Origin of the sequence: Leptolyngbya sp. GGD, from assembly GCF_026735145.1 — a bacterium.
GTDB lineage: Bacteria > Cyanobacteriota > Cyanobacteriia > Leptolyngbyales > Leptolyngbyaceae > Leptolyngbya > Leptolyngbya boryana.
In genome coordinates, this window is record NZ_JAPQKE010000001.1 from 801,157 (window position 1) to 825,819 (window position 24,663).

Annotated in this window: 18 protein-coding genes; 14 read left to right on the forward strand and 4 right to left on the reverse strand. The window is 47.3% G+C overall.

Annotated features, from left to right (window positions below):
- Position 1: 1 nt before the first annotated feature.
- Both OU814_RS03785 and OU814_RS03790 read left to right on the forward strand, forming a co-directional pair.
- Positions 2-1,132, forward strand: a complete 1,131-nt coding sequence (locus tag OU814_RS03785) for a hybrid sensor histidine kinase/response regulator (RefSeq protein ID WP_026148917.1) — start codon at positions 2-4, stop codon at positions 1,130-1,132.
- Entirely contained in the window at positions 1,110-1,838 is a 729-nt protein-coding gene (locus OU814_RS03790) for a response regulator transcription factor (RefSeq protein WP_017290409.1), read from the forward strand. The genes OU814_RS03785 and OU814_RS03790 overlap by 23 nt, the downstream gene beginning before the upstream one ends.
- Positions 1,839-1,966: 128 nt before the next feature.
- Here OU814_RS03790 and rpe read toward each other — a convergent pair whose 3' ends face one another.
- Entirely contained in the window at positions 1,967-2,662 is a 696-nt protein-coding gene (gene rpe, locus OU814_RS03795) for a ribulose-phosphate 3-epimerase (RefSeq protein ID WP_190653452.1), read from the reverse strand.
- A gap of 127 nt (positions 2,663-2,789) precedes the next feature.
- Between rpe and OU814_RS03800 the strand changes: the two genes are divergently transcribed.
- Positions 2,790-4,391, forward strand: coding sequence for a S8 family serine peptidase (locus OU814_RS03800; RefSeq protein ID WP_268180582.1), 1,602 nt, complete (start codon positions 2,790-2,792; stop codon positions 4,389-4,391).
- Positions 4,392-4,522: 131 nt separating this feature from the next.
- Complete coding sequence (locus OU814_RS03805; RefSeq protein WP_268180584.1) at positions 4,523-5,779, forward strand: serpin family protein; 1,257 nt, start codon at positions 4,523-4,525, stop codon at positions 5,777-5,779.
- A 58-nt stretch (positions 5,780-5,837) separates the two neighbouring features.
- On the opposite strand, the gene OU814_RS03810 is transcribed toward OU814_RS03805, so the two are convergent.
- Positions 5,838-9,350 carry an NB-ARC domain-containing protein gene (locus OU814_RS03810; protein ID WP_268180586.1) on the reverse strand — a complete coding sequence of 1,171 codons (3,513 nt, stop codon included), beginning with the start codon at positions 9,348-9,350 and terminating at the stop codon, positions 5,838-5,840.
- 273 nt (positions 9,351-9,623) lie between these two features.
- Here OU814_RS03810 and OU814_RS03815 point away from each other — a divergent pair, with 273 nt between their 5' ends.
- The 9 genes from OU814_RS03815 (at position 9,624) to OU814_RS03855 (ending at position 20,119) form a co-directional block, all read left to right on the forward strand.
- Complete coding sequence (locus OU814_RS03815; protein ID WP_190653450.1) at positions 9,624-10,151, forward strand: helix-turn-helix transcriptional regulator; 528 nt, start codon at positions 9,624-9,626, stop codon at positions 10,149-10,151.
- A gap of 220 nt (positions 10,152-10,371) precedes the next feature.
- Complete coding sequence (locus tag OU814_RS03820) at positions 10,372-11,544, forward strand: DegT/DnrJ/EryC1/StrS family aminotransferase (protein ID WP_017290403.1); 1,173 nt, start codon at positions 10,372-10,374, stop codon at positions 11,542-11,544.
- A 46-nt stretch (positions 11,545-11,590) separates the two neighbouring features.
- Entirely contained in the window at positions 11,591-12,466 is an 876-nt protein-coding gene (crtB, locus tag OU814_RS03825) for a cyanoexosortase B (protein WP_017290402.1), read from the forward strand.
- A gap of 1 nt (position 12,467) precedes the next feature.
- On the forward strand, positions 12,468-13,145 hold the full coding sequence (locus OU814_RS03830; protein WP_017290401.1) for a cyanoexosortase B system-associated protein: 678 nt from the start codon (positions 12,468-12,470) through the stop codon (positions 13,143-13,145).
- A gap of 112 nt (positions 13,146-13,257) precedes the next feature.
- Entirely contained in the window at positions 13,258-14,478 is a 1,221-nt protein-coding gene (locus tag OU814_RS03835; RefSeq protein ID WP_268180590.1) for a polysaccharide biosynthesis/export family protein, read from the forward strand.
- Between the two features lie 34 nt (positions 14,479-14,512).
- Positions 14,513-16,690, forward strand: coding sequence for a GumC family protein (locus OU814_RS03840; protein ID WP_268180592.1), 2,178 nt, complete (start codon positions 14,513-14,515; stop codon positions 16,688-16,690).
- A gap of 135 nt (positions 16,691-16,825) precedes the next feature.
- Positions 16,826-18,397, forward strand: a complete 1,572-nt coding sequence (locus OU814_RS03845) for a B12-binding domain-containing radical SAM protein (RefSeq protein WP_190653448.1) — start codon at positions 16,826-16,828, stop codon at positions 18,395-18,397.
- Positions 18,398-18,401: 4 nt separating this feature from the next.
- Positions 18,402-19,052, forward strand: a complete 651-nt coding sequence (locus OU814_RS03850) for a glutathione S-transferase family protein (RefSeq protein WP_268180594.1) — start codon at positions 18,402-18,404, stop codon at positions 19,050-19,052.
- A 683-nt stretch (positions 19,053-19,735) separates the two neighbouring features.
- Complete coding sequence (locus OU814_RS03855; RefSeq protein WP_144056269.1) at positions 19,736-20,119, forward strand: hypothetical protein; 384 nt, start codon at positions 19,736-19,738, stop codon at positions 20,117-20,119.
- An 82-nt stretch (positions 20,120-20,201) separates the two neighbouring features.
- Here OU814_RS03855 and OU814_RS03860 read toward each other — a convergent pair whose 3' ends face one another.
- Together OU814_RS03860 and recN are read right to left on the reverse strand one after the other, a co-directional pair.
- Positions 20,202-20,366 carry a hypothetical protein gene (locus tag OU814_RS03860; protein ID WP_268180596.1) on the reverse strand — a complete coding sequence of 55 codons (165 nt, stop codon included), beginning with the start codon at positions 20,364-20,366 and terminating at the stop codon, positions 20,202-20,204.
- A 126-nt stretch (positions 20,367-20,492) separates the two neighbouring features.
- The gene (gene recN / locus OU814_RS03865; protein ID WP_268180598.1) at positions 20,493-22,316 is read right to left on the reverse strand and encodes a DNA repair protein RecN; all 1,824 of its coding nucleotides are present in this window, start codon (positions 22,314-22,316) and stop codon (positions 20,493-20,495) included.
- A gap of 287 nt (positions 22,317-22,603) precedes the next feature.
- On the opposite strand from recN, the gene OU814_RS03870 reads away from it, so the two are divergent.
- Entirely contained in the window at positions 22,604-24,568 is a 1,965-nt protein-coding gene (locus OU814_RS03870; protein WP_268180637.1) for an ABC1 kinase family protein, read from the forward strand.
- Positions 24,569-24,663 lie beyond the last annotated feature (95 nt).

The following is a 24,663-nucleotide window of genomic DNA, read 5'->3' on the forward strand; positions in this document are numbered from 1 at the left end:
TATGTCTACTGCTAGGGTGTTAATTGTAGAAGATGAGAGTATTATTGCGCTGGATATTCAAACGAGTTTGCAATCAGCAGGGTATCAAGTGGTGTCGATCGCGGCGACTTCAGAAGAGGCTCTAGATGATACGGCAAATTTTCAACCCGATCTTGTGCTGATGGATATTCGCTTACATGGCGAAATGGATGGGGTTGAAACGGCTGAACAAATTCGCCAAAAGTGGCGGCTCCCTGTCGTGTTTTTAACCGCTCATGCAGACGAAAATACGCTATCTCGCGCGAAACAGTCTCAACCCTTTGGTTATATCTTGAAGCCGTTTGAAGATCGAGAGTTAGTCACCACGATCGAGATTGCGCTCTCGCGACATAAAGCTGAAACAGCGGTTCGAGCCGCCCTGGAAAAGGAGCGAGAAATGAGCGAACTCAAGTCTCGATTTGTTTCAGTGGTTTCCCATGAATTTCGCAATCCGTTAAATACGATTTTGTTTTCAACCGAGTTACTTCAACGCTACGGAACTCAACTCAGCGACCAAAAGAAAGAGACTTACCTCGAACGCATTCAAGGGTCGGTCAAACGCATGAATCAGCTTTTATCGAATGTGCTGACTGTCGGCGAAACCGAATCTGGAAAGCTGCAATTCTCTCCGCAACCGATCAATTTAGTTCAGTTTTGCCAGGAATTAGTAGACGAGTTTCATATCGAGGAAAAGCGATCGATTCAGTTCTCACACCGTTCCTCTGAGCCGAGCGATTCGTTATTTTGTGTAGATGATCGCTTACTGCGCCACATTTTGACCAATTTGCTCTCGAACGCGGTGAAATATTCTCCAAAAGGAGAAATTGTTGAATTTAAACTGAGCTTGAACCATCAAACGGCAATTTTCTGGGTTCAGGATTATGGAATTGGCATTCCCAGTGGGGATCAAGCTGACTTGTTTCAGTCATTTTATCGGGCGAGCAATGCGCGATCGATTCCAGGAACGGGCTTAGGATTGTCGATCGTCAAACAGTGCGTCGATCTACACGGTGGAACGATTACTGTAGAAAGCGAAGAGAATCAGGGAACTCTGTTTACAGTCACGCTACCGTTAAACAGACAGTCCAAGCATGAAAACAATCCTCGTTATTGAAGACGAACAGACGGTTCGGGAATCGATTTTAGATTTGCTGGAAGCCGAAGGATTTCATGGGATTGGGGGAGAAAACGGTAACGTCGGGGTGCAACTGGCTCAAGAACATCATCCAGATTTGATTTTGTGTGATGTGACGATGCCCGATCTCGATGGTTTCTCAGTTCTCTCACAACTCCGCAAGTCACCGAATACGGCAGGGATTCCGTTCATTTTTCTGACCGCTCGCGGAACAAAAGCCGATCAGCGTCAAGGGATGGAGCTAGGCGCGGATGATTATTTGACAAAGCCTTGTACAGCAACAGATTTGCTTGGTGCTGTGACGGGGCGCTTGGCGAAGTATGCGGCTTTGGCAGAGCGATATCGCCAGGTCTCTGAAGTCTCGCAACCTCAGAAGGCTGACGCGACTTTAGAACCTGTGGATCAGGCAGTTCCTGATTCGGCGAGTGACACAGGGGCGCGTGACGGATTGCTCAATCATTTCTACCAAGAACTTCGGAATCCACTCTCGAATATCAACATGGCGCTGCATTTGTTGAGAACGGAACGGATTGGCTACGAATCGACGATCGCAACGGTTCAACGAGAATACGCGCGGGAGTTGGCAGTGCTGCAAGAGGTTTATAAGTTGCAGGACTATTTGATACCGGAAAGCGCGGAGTTGTTGCGGTGTTGTAATTTGGCTAGTTTGGTTGAGGCTGCCTAGTCGTTGAGCGAATTTGTTGTAGGGAGTGGGGAGAACCCAGACAGCAACTGTTCCCTATCTTCCTATCAGTCCTAAAAAAAAGCCGATCGCGTAATGCGCGATCGGCTTTTTCTGATCTCTTCAGACAACTAGACTTTTGCAAGTTCAGGCGAGGGGCGCTTGCTGTTGCGGATGCCTTCGATCGCGGCTGCATAATCGGGGGCGTTAAATACGGCTGAACCAGCAACGATCGCATTTGCGCCTGCTTCGATCACTTGCCAGGTGTTGTTGCCTTTCAGACCGCCATCGACTTCGATCCAGGGATCGAGTCCGCGCTCATCACACATCTGACGCAATTTGCGAATTTTCGGCAATACGCCAGGAATAAAGCTCTGACCGCCAAATCCTGGGTTGACACTCATGATCAACACGAGGTCACACAGTTCCAACACATAGTCAATTAGCTCCAAGGGGCTACCCGGGTTCAGAACAACACCCGCTTTTTTGCCATATTCCTTGATCTGTCCGAGCGTGCGGTGCAAGTGAGGCGAAGCGTTGTGCTCGGCGTGAACATAAATGTGATCCGCACCTGCTTTTGCAAAATCGCCGACGTACTTTTCAGGCTCTACAATCATCAAGTGAACATCGAGCGGCTTTTGAGTCACGGGGCGAATTGCTTCCACGATCAAGGGACCGATCGTGATGTTCGGGACAAAACGTCCGTCCATGACATCAACGTGAATCCAATCGGCTCCGGCTGCGTCAACGGCGCGAATCTCATCGCCCAACCGACTAAAATCAGCAGAGAGAATCGATGGTGCAACTACGATCGGTTTATTGGACATGACGGTTGGTTCCCCTTGAAAAGCTTGAGAATGTGTGATCAGTTTAACAAATTGTGAAGGTTTTCTCTCAGAATTTGGTCAGGGTTTGCACAAATTTTTAGGAATAAATACTTATTAGGGTTGAAAGATGAAGTGGATGGTTGGATTCGGCGGAGTTTTGATCGCGATCGCGGCACAGGCAACCCCTGTTTCAGAAAGCTCGATCGGGAAAGAAGGAATTGACGCACTCCGATTGCAGCAAGCTCCTTATGGCTTGACGGGAAAGAAAATCGCGATCGGACAAGTCGAAATCGGTCGTCCGCCGCAATTCGGCATCGATAAAGCAGGGGCGAATAACCAAGTAATTGATTTATCTCGCACTTTTTTCCGCAATCAACCCGCGAAGACGAACACCAATTTAGATACACATGCCGCCCAAGTTGCGAGTGTCATGGTTGGAAATAGCAAGGCTGTTTTAGGAGTAGCTCCCAATGCGCGACTCTTTTCTTCTGCTGCTGCCACTCCACAGCGCAGCGGACAATCAGAGGAATGTCTGTCTGCTCAACATATTGCTTTACAGAATGGGGGGGATGTCCGTGCCGTTAATTTCAGTTTTGGAGAAGCACTCCAGCAAGACCCACGCCCGAATGCGCGATTAGACGGCAATGCGCTCTTAACTCAATGTATTGATTGGCTCTCACAGACCCATAATTCGCTGTTTATTGTGGCAGGAAATCAGGGCAAAGGGGGAATTCCGATTCCGACGGATAACTTTAATGGCATGACTGTTTCATTCACCCGCCGAGTCGGAGAAGAATATACCAAGATCGATTTTTCCAATATTGGCGATACGCATCCTCGACTCTTGAAGCGCAATGATGGAATTGAAACGAGTTTGGGAGGTCGGCGATCGCTGTCTCTCACGGCTCCCGGTAGTAAAATCAATGTCGCAAATCTCAAAGGTGAACAGACGAGCGCAATCGGGTCAAGTTTTGCGGCTCCTCATGTGACGGGAACGGTGGCATTGTTGCAGGAATTTAGCGATCGACAACTCCGACAAAGTTGCAAAGGCGGGTGTAAATTGCCTTGGACATTAGATGCCCGACGGCATGAAGTCATGAAAGCCGTGTTGATGAATTCGGCAGACAAAATTAAAGACAAAGGGGACGGTCGCGCTTTAGGAATGACGCGGACGATCGTTGAAAAAAATAATCAAACCTGGATTGATTCTGATGCGTATAAAAATCCGAAAATTCCTCTGAATATCCAGATGGGTGCAGGACAACTGAATGCGTTTCGCGCCTATCAGCAGTTTAGTGCAGGGCAATGGACACCGAATAAGCCTGTACCTGCGATTGGCTGGAATTACGGCAAGATTGAAGCCGGAAAAGCTGCACAAGATTACATGATCGATCGACCGTTACTTCAAGGCAGCTATGTTGCAGCAACGCTCGCTTGGGATCGATTAGTGGAATTGAACGATAAGAACCGCAATAAAGTTTATGACTTAGGGGAAACGTTTCGCGATCGAGGATTGAATAACTTAGACATCTACTTAATGCGCGCAGAAGACAACGATATTCAGAAAAGTATCTGGTCATCAGTCAGCAGCATTGATAGTGTCGAGCACATTTTTTTCCCCGTTCCGAGTAATGGGCGGTACAAGATTCGCGTTGTTTTCCGTCAAAAAGCCAATGAACCTATTCAATCTTATGCGTTGGCATGGTGGACTGTTCCGTCGCAAAAATAGTAACGGTACCTCTACGCAATTCATTGAGCAGCTAATGTATCAATTAATAACGTGGCGATTTGTACACGATTGAGGTCAAACTATTCGGGATTCAGTCGCTTGAGTTCCGAATTTTCGTGGAGTGATTAACTATGAGAATATCTCAATGGATTGGCTATTCATGCGCTGTAATTCTTGCAATGACTGCGCTATCTTGTTCGACATCAGCAAATTCGCAGAATCCAAAGCAAGCCCTACCAAAACAGCAAGTTCCACCGTCGCTTGAAGCTCCTTCTGTGAATCCAAAATTAGTTGCAGCGAATACGAAGTTTGGATTCAAGTTATTTTCTGAAATTCTTAAAAAAGACAGTCAAAAGAATGTCTTTGTCTCACCTTCTAGCGTTGCGATCGCGCTTTCGATGACCTACAACGGTGCAAACGGCAACACGAAGCAAGCGATGGCAAATGCGCTGCAATTCCAGGGAATGACGCTGGAAGAACTCAATAATTCGCAGCGGAATTTGATGGCAAATTTGACCCAAGTTGATCCGAAAGTGAAATTGTCGATCGCAAATTCGCTCTGGGCAAAAGAAGGCGTTGCATTTAATCTCAACTTCTTACAGCAAAATGAGAAATTCTATGACGCTAAAGTCAAAACTTTAGATTTTAAACGACCCACTGCATCTGATGAAATTAACGGTTGGGTCAAAGAAAATACGAATGGAAAAATTGAGAAAATTGTCGATCGCATTACTCCTGAGCATGTGATGTTTTTGATCAATGCCATTTATTTCAAAGGGGCATGGTCGAATGAATTTGATCAGAAAAATACAGAAAATCGTCCATTTTCCCTAACAAATGGCACGAAGAAACAAGTTCCGCTGATGAAGCGGCAAGGAGAATATCGCTACTCAGAAACCGACCAATTTCAAGCGATTAGTTTGCCGTATGGCAATGGGCGAATGAGCATGTATGTGTTTTTGCCAAAGTCAAATCTGACTGCATTTCAAAAGAGTTTGACGGCTGAGAATTGGCAAACCTGGATGAAGCAATTTTCCAGCCGTGAAGGTCAGATTCAACTGCCTCGATTCAAGATGGATTATGAGGTGGATCTAAAAACGGCGTTGTCCGCTTTAGGAATGGGCGTTGCGTTTCAAGATGCTGCAGATTTCTCGAATTTAAGTAAAGCCACAACGAAAATCGATGAGGTTAAACATAAGACGTTCGTTGAGGTCAATGAAGAAGGAACGGAAGCGGCGGCAGTCACCTCAGTAGGAGTTGTTGCGACTTCGGCTCAAATTCAAGAAGAGCCGTTCAAAATGATTGTCGATCGACCATTCTTCTGCGCGATTCGAGACAATCAAACGGGTGAAATTTTGTTCATGGGTTCGATCGTGAATCCAGAATAATGTTGTATGCTCAGCACTCCAAACTCTTTAGTATTTTAGAGTTCTGAGCATACGATCGCTACTCAACTGCACCCAGAGCTTTCAACGTTGTCTTTTGTGCATTCGTTACCCCGCTCACCTGAGTAATCTTCATGCCATCGTAAGGCTGTGGTTTTTGCAGGACTTTAATACAGTCTCCCGATTCTACATTCCATAAACGCACCGTTTGATCTTCGCTGCCACTGGCAAGAATCGAACCGTCATTATTGAATTTAACTGACCAAATACGATCGCGATGTCCTCTCAAAATTCGACATTCGCCCGTTTTGAGATGCCAAACTTTCACAAGCTGATCAATTCCACCACTCGCAACCCGATCGCCGTTTGGAGAAAATGCCACTGAAGCAATCCGCTCATCGGCTGGCAAGACCATCACACATTCTCCAGATTTGATGTCCCAAATTCTCACAGTTCCATCTTCACTGCCACTGACTAACTGTTTGCCGTCGGCTCGAAACGCGATCGACATTACTCGATTCGTATGTCCTTGCAAGGTTTTGATGCATTGCCCAGTCTGAGGATTCCAGAGATGAATATTGTGATTTTCTTCTCCGCTGGCAAGGAACTGTCCATCTGAACTGTAATCGATCGCCCAAATTCGACTCTGAGCCGCAAGAATCTGTAAACACTCACCTGTTCTAGGATTCCATACTCGAATGGTTTGATCAAAGCTGCCACTCGCAACCGTTTCTCCATCCGGGCTAAAGGCAACTGACCAAACCCAGTTCGTGTGCCCGCGTAAAACTTTTAGGCATTGATTCGTCGATCGATTCCACACCCGAACCGTGTGATCAAAACTGCCGCTCGCAAGTAGTCGATCGTCAGGACTAAAAGCAATTGTCCAGACCCAATTCTCGTGACCGTAAAAACTATTGAGACAAGTTCCAGTCGAACTATCCCACAAATTAACCGTGTGATCAGTGCTAGTACTCGCCAATAGAGAATCATCAAAGCTAAATGCAACGGATAAAACGAAGTTCGTATAGCCTTGCAGCGTCTTGCAACATTCTCCAGTTTGCGTATGCCAAAGTCGAACAGACTGATCTGCGCTCCCACTCGCAATCATGTTGCCACAAGGGCTAAATGTTGCAGAGCGAACTACGCCTCGATGCTGTTGTAATGTTTTGAGGCACTTTCCAGTCGCCGCATCCCAGAGCTTAATCGTCTCATCAAAGCTACTGCTGAGAATTGCCTGACCATCCGGGCTAAAAGTAACGCATCTCACTTGTTCTAAATGCCCTGAAAGTGTCTTTATACAGTGAGTGGTTTCAATATCCCAAAGCTTGATTGTGGCATCTTCACTCCCAGTAACAAGCATCAAGCCATCAGGACTAAACGCAACACTGCGGACAGTATTCGTATGTCCTTCAAATGTTTTCAAACAGGCTCCAGTTTCCACATCCCAAAGCTTCATGGTGCGATCGTCACTAGCGCTGGCTAGGAATTTTCCATCCGGGCTAAAAGTAACTTTGCAAATCCAGTGCTGGTGACCTTCGAGTGTTCGGATCGGCTGACCCATGTGCAAATCCCAAAGGCGAATCGTGCGGTCGGCACTACTACTCGCAATCATGCGATCGTCAGGAGAAATCGCGATCGAAATTGCCCAGTCTTGATGATCGCTGAACGTCCGCAAGCATTCACCCGTTTTTGCATGCCAAACTTTCACCGTATTGTCGCCACTTGCTGAAACGAGCCATTGACTATCTGACGTGAAAGCAACTTCACACACCCAATGCTGGTGTCCTTCACACGTGAGTAATTTCTGCCAATCCGAAACCCGCCAAAGATGAATCGCTCCAGCCGTATCACTTGCCGCCAAAATCTCGCCATCTGGACTAAAAGCAACCGACCAAACATTCCCCAACACTTCTGAGAACACAGACTTTCTCAAATCAGCTTGAGTAAAATTGACGCGATGTAAATCTACACCTTGTAGATAGGCTTGCCAAACTGCTAGCTCTGAAAAGTCATAGCCTGTTAGATCCGTTTTCAAACAGCACAGCATATTGAGAATATTTCCGGCTGCATATCCCGGCGCGCAGCCTACTTGCTCTCGGAGCTTACCGAGCATTCGTTTGAGCTTTGCTTCGACATCCGTTTGACAGTGAAATGGAGCCAATAATCGATCGAGTAAAGGCTGTAGGATCATGCGAATTTGACGATCGCGAATATGATCTTCCACATTCGCCTTCATCAACGCATGAGACATCAACAGTTGAACATTCTCGGTACAAAGCTCTTGAAAAATGCGATCGCTCAATCGCTCAATCACATATTCCATCACCACAGGCTGCAAGGTAAATTTCGAGCCTTGCTTTTCGACGATCGGGCGACGCGCTAAAGAAGCTAAAGCCTCAATTAAGTAACGCTTCGGAATCGCTGGAACAATATCCTCTGCTAGCTCAGATAAAGCAGTTCCATCGCGATTGATCGCAATCCAATACATAATGTGCTGCTCAAGCTGCGATAAGCGATCGAACTGTTCATCTAGCAAATCTGAAATTCCACCAAATACAGACGTTCCTTCAGTCAGAAATTCTGCCACACTGCCATCAAAGAGATCTTGAATGGTCGATGCCGCGATTTTTAGCGCGAGTGGATTACCACCATAGAGATTGTTCAATCGCGCAAAAATTGCAAAATCGACTCTCAACTGTTTCGGTTTCAGCAGTTCTTCTGCTTCTGACGTATCCAATCCGTCTAGGCGAAACGATCGCACAAACTGACCTTCTAATGCTGCGACTTCTTTCGGCTTTTCGCGACTCGTCAAAACGAGACAGCTTTGATGTACCGTTTCCCCAATCCGACGAAATAACTCTCCGTAAGATTCATACCCACTAGGGTAATGTCCAGTTCGATCTCCTCCCTCTAAAATAGATTCAACATTATCGAGGATCAACAGACAGCGCGACGATCGCAAATAGTACATCAGCCGTCCTAATTTCCCATCGACGGTATCGGGGATCTCAGTTTCCTGTTGGCGTGATAGAAATGGAATCCAGTCTGACAAGATGACATCTAAAGGGGGCGCATCTTGCAGCGATCGCCAAATTACCGCCTCAAACTTCCCTTGTACCTGCTGGGCTAACTTGACCGAGAGAGCCGTTTTGCCGATTCCGCCCATACCGAGAATCGTCACAAATCGACATTGCTCTGCTGTCAACATGTGATCGAGTGCGCTAAGTTCTTGTGTCCGCCCACAAAAGCTAGACACATCCACTGCCTCACCCCAATCGACGAGCGATGATTCGATCACGGTTGGGATCGCTGGAATTTTTGCCTCTACCCATTGCCGGAGCACGACCCGAAAATTACTTTTCGTGACACGTTGTCCTAAGCGATCGGACAAGATTTGCCACAATTGTGAGCCAACGAGCTTCACATAATCCGGATCATAATCTTCAGTGGTTGCAATCTGTTCATAGGTCAGCCCTTCCCAGGCAGATCGAAACACTATCTCTTGTAAATGCGTCAAGCGATCCTGCTCGAACACCTGATCCAACACGCTGAGTGCATTCTCGATCGTAATCACGGTAGTTCACCCTTTCTGATTATTCTCGCTATGAGCGATATTGACAGCTTCAAGCGAAGTCAGGGAAATTACGGACACCTTAATTTTCCGCTAAGTTGCCGTGTCACGAAATAACGTTTTATAACCCTAAACTCCTAACTTTTTCTCACAGTCAAACGCGTTTAAATTGCGTACCTTCAGATTAGGCAAGGGTGAGTCGGGTGCATAAAACCAAAACATCAACCGTATTCAGCCTTATCAACAGTTCATTTGCCCCTGAAGATGATGAACATTATGGCTAACACTACCCCCAATGATTTCTTATTGTCTGTGCTTGAAGGCTTAGTTGATGGCATTTTAATTCTGAATCCGCAAGGTGAAGTCATATTCGCAAATACACCTGCAACGGAACTCTGTTATCAGCTCAATCCGACTGAGCAGTATCCCACTGAGGTCTGGCGTTCCTGCGAAGCGTTGATCGATAGCCGCCAGTGGTATGGCGATCGCCCTTTAGTCATCGAGTCCGAACTCAAAACCGAGGACAATCACACCTACCGTATCCAGGTTCAATGGCTCGAACTTGAGCAAGCCTGTCTCCTCGTGCGGCTCGAAGACCAACAGCGATCGCTGCAAAGTTTGGCTGTCACCGAGGCAAAGAAATTCGGTTTAACACCGCGCGAAGCCGAAGTCTGGTTTCTAAAACGCTGTAATCTTTCGCGCAAAGAAATCGCATCACGTCTCTTTATTACGATCGATACTGTGAAAAAACATTTAGGTAATATCCAATCCAAACGCCAAGCCCATCAAGAAGGCTGGTGTTAGCGAACTTACTGAAACCGCCATTTTTAAAATTGGGTACTCTGAGCCAGTTGACGTTTGTGACCGTCCGGTTTGAAGCCTAAGAGCTTCAAAGTGGGGAGTAGGGAGTGGGGAGATCGAAAACGTTACTCCCCCACTCCCCACTCCCTACTCCATCACAAACCATTCTCCAACTTCCCTGAGTTTCCACTCGGCTTGCTCATCTTTCGTGGCGGCTTCAAGTATGCAGAGCGTCTCTCCTTCCATTCCTTTTGTCGATCTCGCACCTCTCCATCAACCGATTCAATCCCAGATTGAACAGGCAATTCAGGGCGTACTTCAACGTGGCGATTATGTCATGGGACAGTCTGTCCTGGAATTCGAGCAAGCATTTTCTAAAGCCTGTAGCGTGAGTCATGGTGTCGGTGTCGCTTGTGGCACAGATGCGATCGCGCTCGGTCTGCAAGCCTGTGGAATTGCTCAAGGCGATGAAGTGCTTTTGCCTGCCAATACTTTCGTTGCCACACTCATTGGGGTATTGCGTTGCGGAGCAACCCCCGTTTTAGTCGATTGCGATCCGAAAACGGCGCTGATCGATCTCGCTGCCGCAGAACGAGCGATTACGCCTCGAACTCGAGCAATTGTGCCTGTGCATCTCTATGGACAAATGGTTTCGCCTAGCCTTTTGCGAGATTTAGCACATACTTATGAACTGATTATTTTTGAGGACGCAGCCCAAGCTCATTTGGCAGAACGCGAAGGCGTGCGGGCCGGAGCGATTGGGTTAGCAGCAGCTTTTAGCTTCTATCCGAGCAAGAATTTAGGCGCATTGGGTGATGGCGGCATGGTCGTGACTAAAGATGAAGCGATCGCGCACAAAGTCCGCACCTTAAGAAACTATGGCGCGCCGCGCAAGTACTTTCACACCGAATTTGGCACGAATAGCCGACTTGACTCAATTCAAGCGGCAATTTTGAATGTGAAACTTCCTCATTTGAAAAGCTGGAATCGCGATCGCGCTCAAATCGCAGAACAATATAACGCACTTTTGAAACCCTTACTTTCACGCGGTTTGATGCCAATTTCTAACCTGAGTGGGAAAGGGCATGTCTATCATTTATACGTGATGCGAGTCATGCAAGACCAAGCAGAATCGATCGATCGAGAAACTCTGCAAAATCGCCTCGAAGCACAAGGAATTCAGACTGGAATTCACTATCCTCTCCCTTGCCATTTGCAGCCTGCATTCAAGCATCTGGGCTATCGAGAAGGAGCGTTTCCAGTTGCCGAAAATCTATGCAAAGAAATTCTTTCACTCCCGATGTACCCAGGTATGAGTGAAGCTCAGGTAATTCAAGTTGTCGGTGCGATCGAAGAAAGTCTCGCTACTCCTGCTGCTGTAAAAATGTCAGCTTGAACCTGATATTGACACCCCGATCCTGCTCTATTAGCTGCTCAAAATCATGCAAATCCGGCGTTCATCTTTCCTCGATCGATACTGGAGCGAATTCGTTCTCCTCGGACTTCTCGCCGTTTTATATGTCCCGCTTCTGATCCATTGGTACAACGGCTGGATTAAGAAATCGATCAGCATCGAACACGAATACTTCAGCCACGGCTTAATCGGACTCCCATTTGCTGCCTATATTGCTTGGTATAACCGCAAACGCTGGGTACGGCTCTCCGATGAAGTCGGGTCAGCTCGCTTTGTCAGTCTCGGCTTCATGATGTTGGCAGGCGTACTTTATCTTTCAGGATTGCCTGATCCGGTCAATCTTTCATTTCCGATTTTACTGACCGGAATTTGCTTGTGGCTCAAAGGTCTTCCAGGTCTGAAACTGCAATCGTTCGCCCTACTGCTCGTTTTTCTCGCAACGCCAAACGAGATTCCTTACTTACTTGCCCCGTACACCCTACCGCTGCAAAGTTTCATTGCTGGAACTGCAGGTTTTATCCTGAATCAGTTGGGAATGGATGTGACGGTTCAAAACATTTACATCTTCGTCAATCAGCGCTTAGTTGAAGTCGCACCCTATTGCGCTGGACTCAAAATGTTATTCACCAGTTTTTATGTCAGCTTGATGCTGTTGTACTGGACAAACAATTTACGATCGCGCAATTTCTGCATCACCTTCATCAGCCTCGCGCTGCTGACCAGCGTCATTGCAAACATTATCCGCAATACTATCCTCACCTTTTTCCACGGAACCGGACAAGATGCCGCTTTCAAATGGCTACATGACGGTTGGGGTGGAGATGTCTACTCAGCTGCAATGTTGGGCTTACTAGTACTGCTTATTAGTCCGCTCGAAAACCTGTTCAATCGCCCTGAATCCTAAAATGCTCACCTCACTCTCTAAATCGCTACGAGTCAATTTATCGAAAGTCGTGCTCTTGCTGATTGTGAGTGGATTAGTGCTTTTAGGCGCACTCCCCGGATATCTCTCGGGCGGCAAATGGCGTTGGACAGCTCCACCCGAGGTAAAAGTCTTATCGGAATTGCGATCGCTCAAAAAAGAGGGACTGAACATTTCAGGCTGGCAAACGATCGAGAAAAAAAACGTCCAAATCGGTGATCACAAATGGATGTACCAAGAACTCCAAGACGCATCACAAACGAAAGCCTCAGTTCTGTTTTATCCGCAAGCTCGATCGATTGACCAGCCCCAAGTTGAATGGACAGACCTAGAAGGCTCTCAAGGGTGGAAAACTGATTCCTATCGTCAGATTCAGATCGATTCCATCACAGTCGAATTTCATCGCGCCTGGACGCAAAATCAAACTTATGCCGTGATGCGGTGGTATGCCTGGGCGAACGGCGGACATCCTGCACCGATGCAGTGGTTTATCAGCGATCGACTGGCTCAATGGCAAAATCAGCGAGCCGCTTGGGTAGCCGTGAGCGTGATTTTACCAATTGAACCCTTAGAAGACATCGAACCGCATCGCAGCAGACTCGAACCCCTGGTGCAAACCGTACAATCCACCTTGACGAATCAAGTTCTGCGTTCAAATTAGCCAATCTGGGCATACTAAGCGCGGAAATCTCGGATGCCATCTGAGGTTAGCTCAATACAATGTAGCGATCGTAGTGAGCCAAATTCCCCGCTCTGACTGGATAGCTTGCCCCATGCGTTTAGTTGAACTCCATTTCTTTAAGTCCGCTCCGCGTGGATGGATTACGTCTCTTCTCATGGCAGGAGTGTACACGCTCACGCCAACACTCTCAATCTGGCTCAACACCCAACGGGCATCGGCTCAAGCTTCTGCACCTTTACCGACCGCACAAGCTCGCCCCACTCCTCTAGAACTGATCGAACAAGCGCGGCAGAAATTGCGCGATACTCCTGCAACACCGACCGCGCCTGCTACATCAACCGCACCCACTGTTCCACCGATCAAATCCTTCAATCTCTATCGCTTAGGAGCAGGAGATACGATCGCAGTGCAAGTGCAACGATTTGCCGATTTGAATTTTCAAGCGGCGATCGACCAAGAAGGCAATATTACGGCTCCACTCCTCGGTAAAATCTCGCTGCAAGGTTTAACGATCTCCGAAGCGCAAGAAAAAATTCGCCAAGCTGTGAATCGAATCGTCATCGATCCAGTTGTATTCGTCTCCCTAATCGGACAGCGCCCCGTTCTCGTCACCGTGACAGGCGAAATTGCTAAACCCGGACTCTACACGTTGCAACTCCCTAGAACTTCAGCCGCGCTTCTGCTTGCCGGAGGTGCAACGGGACGAGCGGATCTTAGAGAAGTACAAGTCAAACGAGTTTTAGCAGATGGATCAGTCTTAGAAGAAAAACTAGATTTAGTCACACCGCTGCAAGATGGAACGCCATTGCCCGATCTGAAATTGCAAGATGGGGATGTCATGGTAATTCCGAAGCTTTCTGAGCAAGATCAAAATTACGATCGACTCTTAATGGGTCGATCAACGTTAGTCAAACCTCAAATTACCGTGCGCTTTCTCAGCTATGCCAGCAATGGGCTAGGAACACTGACGTTACCCAATGGTAGTACATTTCTCGATGCGCTCACTTCAGTCAGACCCGGTCCTGATAATGCAAATCTGCGCCGGGTTGCTTTGATTCGATTTGACCCGATTCAGAAGAAAGCCGTCACTCGCAACATTGATGCACGGAGCATTTTGCAGGGCAACATGGGAGAAAACATTGCCCTCGAAGACAATGACGTCATTGTGGTAGGACGGAATCTGATTGGCAGAATCACCTACGCACTCAACACCTTTACACAGCCATTCCGAGATGTTTTGGGCTTCTTATTGTTCTTCAGAGAACTGCAAAACGGAGCGGAGAACTTGTTTGGTCCAACTGGACGAGAGTAAATCATCTACCCCTATTTTCTAGTGAAGGCTTCTTATGGTTCCACCGATCGTGAAACGTTATCTACTCGCGGTTAATCGCTACAAATGGGTGATTCCGGCAGGGTGTGTCGTGGGTTTAGGAGCCAGTGGAGTGGTTGCAGTTCAGCCTGAACCGCCCATTGGCTATCTAGGAGAAGCGCAACTCGTCGGCAATGCACCTCCGATTACGTTTTCCACGATCGGCGCACAGGTTCGCCAACCGGTCGAAAGTTTTACAAAAGAATCTTTACTCACAGATGCAGTTCTAGAAGCAGTCGCTAAAGAAATTGGGATTGAGCCAAAAAGCCTTGTCAAAGGGTTAACCATCAAAATCACAGGGGGAGGTGATCCCAAAGATGCAGCTGCGGCAAAAGCGGAAGTCAATCTAACTTTTGCAGATAGCAATCCACAACGCGCTGGAGACATTCTGAGCTTATTGTCTCGAAAATTGATTGAACAAAGTCGATTGAATAATTCAGCGAGATTGCGAGCGATTATTGCTGAGATTGAACAACGCCTACCTAAAGTAAAGCAGGAACTTTTCCAAGCTGAACGAACCTTAGAACAATACGATCGCATCGAAGGTCCGCAGCTTTTTGCGGCGCAGGATGGCAATATTGTGAAATCAATCAGTGGTAGCCAACAGCAGCAACAGCAGCTTCGATTACAGCTAGAAGGGATTAATGCTCAAATTGCCAGTCTTGAGCAAAAGCTAGGACTCAGTGCCGATCAAGCCTATGTGTCTTCCGCTTTGAGTGCTGATCCAATCATTGCAAGTCTCCGAGCACAACTTCAACAAATCGAATCACAAATGGCGGTCTTACTTAAAGATCTCCGTCCTGAACATCCGCAGGTCGAAACATTGAGGAAACAACAGCAAGCGTATGAGGAAGAGATTCGGAAACGAGCGGTTGAAGTTATCGGGGGCAACGGAAATGCTGCTCCCTTTATCGCCAATGTGCGGCAAGATAGCAGCCTCGATCCGGCACGGCAGCAGCTCGCAAACACCTTGGTGAATCTGAAAACGCAGCAAGAATCCATTCAGCAGCAGATTGTTTCTAGTGTGCGATCGGAGCAAGAACTGCGACAACAGTTTTCGAGCATTCCCAATAAGCAACTGGCGCGAACTCGGCTTGAAGATCAAGTCAAACTGAGAAAGAATCTCCACGATCAAATGCAGCAAAAGCTGGTTGATGCGAAAGCGGCTGAAGTCGAAATTGTTAGTAGTTTAGGCATGAGTAAGCCGCCCAGTGTCGCTCCAACCGGGGTCAAAGCTCCAAAAAGTATTCCCATGACGCTAGCAGTCGGGGCAATCGTGGGCTTAGTCGCAGGAGCAGGACTGATCTTCTTACTCGATACTCTCGAAGGCACAATTTACACGGCAGAAGATTTAAGAGAAGCAATTCGTCAGCGAGATGTCACAATTCTTGGAGTTTTGCCACAGGTGAAGTCTTTTATTCCAAATGCTTCGCCAATCTTGATCAAGCCCGATTCACCTTATGCGGAATATTATGAGCGATTCCGGAGTAATCTTCGCTTGACCGAGACGAAGAACTTGCGAGTGCTGATGATGATTAGTATTGTGGACGGCGAAGGTAAGACTGTGACCGCTTACAATTTGGCGATCGCATCGGCTCGTGCTGGAAAACGCACCTTATTGATTGAAACTGATCTGCGTTCTCCCTCATCGGCTCAGGGGGTGAATCTCACGGCTGATCCAGATAGTCAGATCGAACCCTTGCGATATTTTGGACAAATTAGCGACTGTATTCGGCTTGCCCCCGATGTCGAAAACCTTTACATTGTCGCGAGTCCAGGTCCACAAGCGTCTGCGGCTTCCTTGCTGGAGTCGAGCGAACTCCGCCGCTTACTCGAAGATGCGAGAGCGCGCTTTGATCTTGTCGTTCTGGATTCTCCTTGTCTGAGTAAGTGTAACGATGCATTTATTTTGGAGCCTTATACAGATGGCATGATTTTAGTGACTCGTCCGGGGGTCACTCAGCAGAGCTTGCTAGAAGAAGCGATCGATCAACTCACCGAAAATGCAAATCTGCGACTACTCGGTGCAGTCACCAATGGCATTGATGTACAATTGCCTCGCGCTGCAGAAGATGCGCTGATGAACGATGCGCAAGAGTGGTTATTCACGACCAATTCTCAATCTGAAAATCAGGTCATCAGCAATCGAAATTAATTTTTGTCAGAAAACTTAACCGAATTACGGGATCTTAATTACGAAATACGAAGTCTCGAAAGCCAGCTAGAAGATCACGTTAAGCTTGCGAAAGCTTGCCGTTGAGTTCATAGTATAGGTTTATCGGGATTAACTATGCGTGTTTTGTTGCTCTATCCAGTCTTTCCACAAAGTTTTTGGTCGTTTGAAAAAGCGTTACAGCTTGTCGGACGCAAAGCAATGTTACCGCCGCTTGGATTGATTACGGTGGCTGCAATTTTACCGCAAGAATGGGAGTTTAAATTAGTCGATCGCAATCTCCGCGAAGCAACGGAAGCGGAATGGGATTGGGCAGATCTCGTGATCATGTCTGCCATGATTGTTCAGAAAGGCGATCTTTTAGATCAAATCCGAGAAGCAAAACGTCGCGGGAAGAAGGTCGCTGTCGGCGGCCCTTATGCAACGGCGTTACCGAATGAAGTCGCCGAGGCAGATTACTTAATTTTGGATGAGGGTGAGATCACCTTGCCGATGTTTATCGAAGCTGTGCAGAAAGGCGAGACACACGGGATTTATCGTGCAGGTGGAGATCGACCCGATGTTAGCACTACACCGATTCCCAGATTTGATCTACTAGATTTTGATGCTTACGATAATATGTCGGTGCAGTTCTCACGAGGCTGTCCGTTCCAGTGTGAATTCTGTGACATCATTGTGCTTTATGGGCGCAAACCTCGAACCAAAAGTCCTGAACAACTGCTAGCAGAACTCGATCGCTTATACGAATTGGGCTGGCGACGATCGATTTTTATGGTCGATGATAATTTCATTGGCAACAAGCGCAATGTTAAATTGCTTTTAAAGGCATTGAAAGAATGGATGATCGAACATCAACATCCTTTTAGTTTGAGTACTGAAGCTTCAGTTGATTTAGCACAAGATCCAGAACTGATGGAGATGATGGTCGAGTGTAACTTTAACAGTGTGTTTTTGGGGATTGAAACCCCGGATGAGTCTAGCTTAACCTTAACGAATAAGCATCAAAATACACGCGATTCTCTGTCTGATGCAGTCGATGCGATCGCTCGGAAAGGATTGCGGGTGATGGCAGGTTTCATTATTGGTTTTGATGGTGAAACATCGGGTGCGGGAGATCGCATTGTGCGATTTGTAGAACAAACCACAATTCCGATCGCAATTTTCTCAATGTTGCAAGCTTTACCTGATACGGCTTTGTGGCATCGCTTGAAGAAGGAAGGGCGCTTGGTTGAAGATGTCGCGAACATTAATCAGACAACACTGATGAACTTTGTTCCGACTCGTCCGCTCGAAGAAGTCACGCGCGAATACATTGATGGATTTTGGCGATTGTACGATCCGGTGAACTATCTCGATCGAGCGTATCGGCATTTCATGAAATTAGGCGCGCCGAGACATCGATCGAAGCTGAGAAAAGTAACCTGGAAAGTAGTTCAAGCTTTTCTTACGATTTGCTGGCGACAAGGGGTCGTTCGAGAAACCCGCTGGATATTCTGGCATCATCTGTTTAGCATTTTGAGAAACAATCCCAAAGTAGTCGAACATTACCTAGCAGTTTGTGCTTTGAATGAGCATTTCTATGAGTATCGGCAAGAGGTCAGAACTAAAATCGAAGCTCAGCTTGCTGACTATCTAGCTCGACAAAGATTAGAATCCTCGATCGAATCCGTCAACGCCCCAGTTGTCTAAAGTTATGGCTTTTCTTACTTTAATCATTGGCAATAAAAACTATTCATCTTGGTCATTGCGTCCGTGGCTTGCTTTGAAACAGTTTGGCTTTTCCTTTGATGAAGTTCGGATTCCACTTTATACACCGGAAGCTTCTGAGCAAATTCGCCAGTACTGCCCAAATGGAAATGGAAAAGTTCCCATTTTGATTCACGAATCTCGAACGGTTTGGGATTCAATGGCGATTTTCGAGTATCTGAGCGAGATGTTTCCTGAGCGATCGTGGTGGGCAGGCGATCGCTCTGCTCGTGCAATGGCGCGATCGATTTGTGCAGAGATGCATGCTGGATTTCTGCCGCTCCGAACTCAAATGTCGATGAATTGCCGAGAGCATTTTCCGAACTATGAGATTCAGGCGGAAGTTCAGAAAGATATCGATCGCATTACAACCATTTGGAAGTATTGCCGGGAAACATATGGAGCAGGAGGAGCGTTTTTGTTTGGCAGGTTTACGATCGCGGATGCGGTTTATGCGCCTGTTGTGTTGAGATTTCGGACGTATGATGTGAAGCTTGATGCGGTTTGTCAGGCTTATGCAGATGCGATTTTGGCACTTCCAGCAATGCAGGAATGGTTAGAAGCAGCAAATGCCGAGACGGAAACGATTCAGTTTTAGCGCGTGCTACCTTGTGTGCAGGTGATTCGCTTCCTAAGTCCCCCAACTTTGGGGGATTTTGAGTTTTAGACCTTGATAATCGATCAGCATTTCTGTTGAAGTTTAAGTGCTGCCCTACGATCGACGTGCTGATTTTGTCCGTTTTGTTTTCTTCAGGTGCTCTATTGAAGACGGAACGGCTTAACCTGTTTGCAAACTTGCAACTTGCTCTCACGGCGAATTCGCAAACGCGATCGTAGCTGTCTCGGTTATCGCATTCTCAGCGAATCCATCTGACGACTTGCACGCTGTTCTAGCTCCTGACGGCGTTGTGCTCAATTCAGTGCCGTAACTTTCAGGATTCGGTTGGAAATGAGGAGAAGGAAACGGCTGCAAGATATCGATCTCCCTGATCGCTGCTTAAAAAGATTTCGGATATCGCAACTGACTGCACTGCATAAAAGTCAGAAGTCCACCGTGTAGGTTGTTGGGTAGCAACATCAGACGAGACAGGATCTATTCAAGGCTCAATCCTTTGTTAGCTGAAACCTTTTTTAGGTAGGTTTTCTCGTCCTAGGTCACTACCCAGTTATCAACAATATCTAGTTCCAAAAGGAGAAATATTCATGGCTATCTGCAACACGCAATTCAGAGTTGATCCGCTGCACAACGCTACTCATCGCCGTGTACTAGCCGCGCTTACTATGGCACTAGCTGTCTCGTTCGGCGCTACCGTGCCGTTCGGCGCTACGTCGCCAGCTACCGCAGCCGGGGTCAAATGCCAAGCCACTGTGAAAGTAACAAATAAGAAGGGAGCCTCAATCAAAGTGCTTCGATTGCTGTACAAAGTCGGTGGCAACACAGTCTACACGGAAGGACTGCTTAACAAAGTCTTGACACCGAACGAAACTGAGACTTGGTCAAGCCAAACACTGAACAATGCAGCGACTGGCGTTGTCGTCACCTCCACTGCGATCGAGTACAGGGACGACACGGGTAGAGGTTACGGGTCTCCGCGCACCTCGGAATGGTTTCCGCACAGTTTCACTTGTGCCCCAAATCATAACTATGTCCACGCGATTCAGTAGAAGTAATTCAGATTGAGTGAGCGCGATCGAGGTTTTCTCGATTGAGTGAGCGCGATCGAGGTTTTCTCGATCGCTTTTTTGCCTACTCAGATTCAGCTTGCTTCTTTTCCTGTCGTTTGCGCTTTGCCCATTCCGCTTTGTATTTGCGGCGTTTTTCAGACTGCTCGAAATTGGTGCGTTTTTTCCATTCCTGCTGTCGATTTTCATGCACACGCGGTCTGCCGCGCTTGGGCTTCTCCTCACTCATTACGACCTCCGATGGTTATATCTCGACACAATCGCGCCAGTCTTGCCACAGTAGTAATCGCGCTTCTGTCTAAGATTGACCAAATAGAAGCCAGTCTCGCCATGATCGATCTGAAACAATATCAATCTACGATCGACGTGCCGATTTTGCCCGTTTTGCCTTCGCCTTCGGTTGCTCTGCTGGGGGCAAACCAGCTTGACCTGCTTGCAAACTTGCAGCTTGCTCTAGTAACGAATCTGCAAACGCGATCGCGGCTGCTTCAGTGGTTGCATTCTCAGTCGAACCCACTTGACCACTGGCAAGCTGAGCTAGTTCCTGACGGCGTTGTTCTCGATCAAGGGGAGTTACTTTTACGATCGTTCGCAAATCTGCGCCCTTACCATTCTGTGACTTGTGCAGTTCAACCACTTGCTTCGCAACATTGAAATGCTGGTCAGCCATTGCTGCGACAATTGGCTGGTGCGTCACACAGAGAACTTGGTGATGGCGACCGAGATGATAGAGCTTTTCAGCGATCGCTTGCGCCACCCGTCCCGATACACCCACATCAATCTCGTCAAAGACTAACGTTTCCGCAGAATCGACTTGAGAGAAACAGGCTTGAAGTGCTAGTAAAAAGCGGCTCATTTCTCCACCGGAAGCAATTTCTGTTAGAGGCTGCAACGGTTCGCCAGGATTCGGACTGAAGAGATAAGTAATACGATCGCTTCCGGCAGAAGTCGGAGCAATAGGCGTAATTCCAACTTGAAACTGCACCTTTTCCATCGCTAACGGCTTCAATTCGGCAACTAATCGCGCTTCTAATCCTTGTGCGGTCGATTTGCGCAATTGAGTCAGATGCTCAGATGCTTCGATCAATGCAGCTTTGCGAGTTTCAGTGAGTTCAGCGAGTTCTTCGATCGATTGTCCTGCCCCAGTTAGTTCTTCCAGCTCGGATTGGAGGGATTGCTGTAGTGCGATCGCGTCGGTTAAAGTTGGTCCATATTTACGACAAATTTGCTTGAGTTCGAGGACGCGATCTTCTACTTCTTGCAGCCGTTGTGGATCGGTTTCGAGATCATCGCCGTAAGCATTCATTTGCTGTCCCGCTTCTTCAACGAGAGCAAGCGCCGAAGTGACAATCTCCAAAATCGGCTGAATTTGCTCGTCATATCGAGCCATATCTGTCAGCAAATTTTCTGCTTTTCCGAGCAAATCTGCACAAGCATCTTCGCCATTTTCATTCTGATAAAGCGCTTGATAAACCTGATAGCTTTGCTGCTGCAATTCGACACTATGGCTCAAACGCTTCCGTTCTTGCTCTAATTGATCCAATTCATCAGGATCAATTAGATTCGCTGCATTCAACTCCCGCAACTGATACTCAAACAGATCAAGCTGTTGGAGACGCTGCTGTTCTGAATGGCGACGTTTCTCTAATGCTTGAGCCGCTTGCTGATAGGTTGTAAATGCCTGACTGACAACTTCACGCGCCTTGAGCAGAGCAACGCCCCCATAACTATCGAGCCAATCTCGCTGAAGGCTAGGCTGACCTAATTGCACCGTTTGCCCTTGCGCGGTAATTTCGACTAAGCGATCGCGCAATCCCTCCATCTGTTGCTTGTTGACCAATACCCCGTTAATTCTCGATCGATTCCGCTGACTACTGCCCAGAGCCACAATCTCGCGACTACAGACTGCAATATCCTCATCGAGTAAATCAATCTGTTCCTGCTCAAACCAGGATTTGAGGAGATCATTGACGCGGAACGTTGCCTCGATCGAGGCTCTTTCCTCTCCCGTTCGGACAGCCCGACCTGTGACCTTGCCACCTAGTGCGGCATCGATCGCGTCTAAAATAATCGATTTCCCTGCGCCCGTTTCGCCAGTCAAAACGTGCAGTCCTGACCCAAAGGTAAGGTCAAGATGGTCAATCAGTGCAAAGTTTTCGATCCGCAGAGACAATAGCATGAAGGCTCACAAAAGATGATCCACACCCTTTAATGTTAGCGGGGACGGCTAGGAGTACAAGAGAGATTTGATCTCGATAATAGTAAATCCGTTCTGATGAAGCGTCAAGAGAATGAGGCAGAAAATTCAAGGTCTCGCCCTTTTTCGGGATTTCTCTGCTGTTTTGATACGGTAATCTGGCGATCAAACTTCTCCCAATCCTTGGAACAAGATGATTTACTGAGAATATTAACTCTCGCAAAGCTTCTTGTTACAATAGTTTACATTGCCGTATCCGGTGCCGATCGATGAATGGAACTCCCACACGCCCCGCAATCTCTACTGAAGCTCAGATCCCGGATGCTCTGCCGTTTATTCGGACAGAGAACGGCATGATTACGTCAGAACTCGCGCTGATCCCAAATCAGGCGGATATGACAACTTTGCGATATGACCCAGATTTAATCGCAGCCTATTACCGAACTCGCACGCTCAAGGTTTGGCAACGGACGGCTGGAATTTTCTTGCCCTTTTTATTTTTTGCGACTCGGTTATGGTGGGATCGCGTCACGGGCCAAAGTGTGGCACATCAGGAACAACAGGCAGTACATCTGCGAGAGATGTTGACCAAACTGGGTCCTGCCTTTATCAAAATCGGTCAAGCGCTTTCGACACGACCCGATCTGGTGCCCCCGATTTATTTAGAAGAATTAACAAAGCTTCAGGATCAGTTGCCGCCATTTCCGAATGAAGTCGCCTTTCAATTTATTCAAGAAGAATTAGGCAAAACTCCTGATCAGATTTATGCAGAACTTAGCCCGATGCCGATCGCGGCTGCGTCTTTGGGTCAGGTTTACAAAGGCAAGCTGAAAACGGGAGAAACGGTTGCAGTCAAGGTTCAGCGTCCCGGTTTGGCGCAAAGTATTGCCTTGGATATGTTTATCCTGCGCCGCTTGTCAGCATGGGCGATGAAGAATATTAAGCGCATACGGAGTAATTTAGTCGCGATCGCTGATGAGCTAGCGACCCGCATCTTCGAGGAGATGGACTACACCCAAGAAGGTCACAACGCTGAACGGTTTGAAGAACTTTACGGACATCTGCCTGAAATCTATGTGCCTAAGATCTATTGGGAGTACACCGGGCGGCGCGTACTCACGATGGAGTGGATCACAGGGACAAAATTGACTCAGCTAGAAGCGATTCGTGAACAAGGAATCGATGCAACGCACCTCATCGATGTTGGGGTGCAATGTTCACTCAGACAGCTTCTAGAGCACGGATTCTTTCACGCTGATCCTCATCCAGGGAATTTGCTAGCGATGCCGGATGGACGCTTAGCTTATCTGGATTTCGGCATGATGAGCCAGGTAGAACCCTATCAGCGATATGGATTAATTGAAGCGATCGTGCATTTAGTCAATCGCGATTTTGAAGGGTTAGCCAACGATTACGTGAATCTAGGCTTTCTATCGCCGACGATGGATCTCACGCCGATCATTCCAGCATTTGCAGAAGTGTTTAACGAAGCATTAGGTGCTTCCGTTGCTGAAATTAATATCAAGAGTATTACGGATAAGTTATCGGCATTGATGTACGAATATCCGTTTCAAGTGCCTGCCTTCTTTGCCTTGATTATTCGATCGCTGGTCACTCTAGAAGGGATTGCCATCAACGTTGATCCCGACTTCAAGGTACTGAGTAAGGCTTATCCTTACGTTTCTAAACGATTGCTTACCGATCCGGCTCCAGAATTACGAGCATCTTTGCGCGATTTGTTGTTCAAAGATGGCAGCTTCCGCTGGAATCGCTTAGAGAATTTGCTGAGAAATGCCAAAGATAATTCTGATTACAACCTGGATCAGGCATTGGATCAAGCGACGGAATTTTTGTTTAGCGATCGTGGTGAATTTATCCGCGTCAATTTAGTCAATGAAATCGTCAAGAGTTTAGATTCGCTGTCTCAAGCGGCTTGGCAGAATTTGACGTATGGTTTCCGGGAGCGAGTTGGCTTAGCCGTAGAACGTCCTGCTTTAGCGCCTGAGAATCAAGCCACTTTAGACCACCTCAAAAAAGTCTGGGAAATTTTGAGACAGAGCCGTGGTTTTGATCAAACTAAGATGCTGGCTTTGATTCCGCGCTTGTTAACAAAACCGGAAACTCAGAAAATGGGGCAGCAAATTGTCGGAGATTTCACGCAGCGCATGGCAGCTCGATTGATTCGAGAAGTTTTGCTCAAAGATGAAAGAGCCGCTGTTCGAGCCATGAATTAAATCCAGATCCGTTTCTGCGCCTTGCGAATGGAATTCGCGGCAATGTAAACAAAGCCCGTCGTTGCAGACTAAGAGCACTCAAAATCTCTTGAACT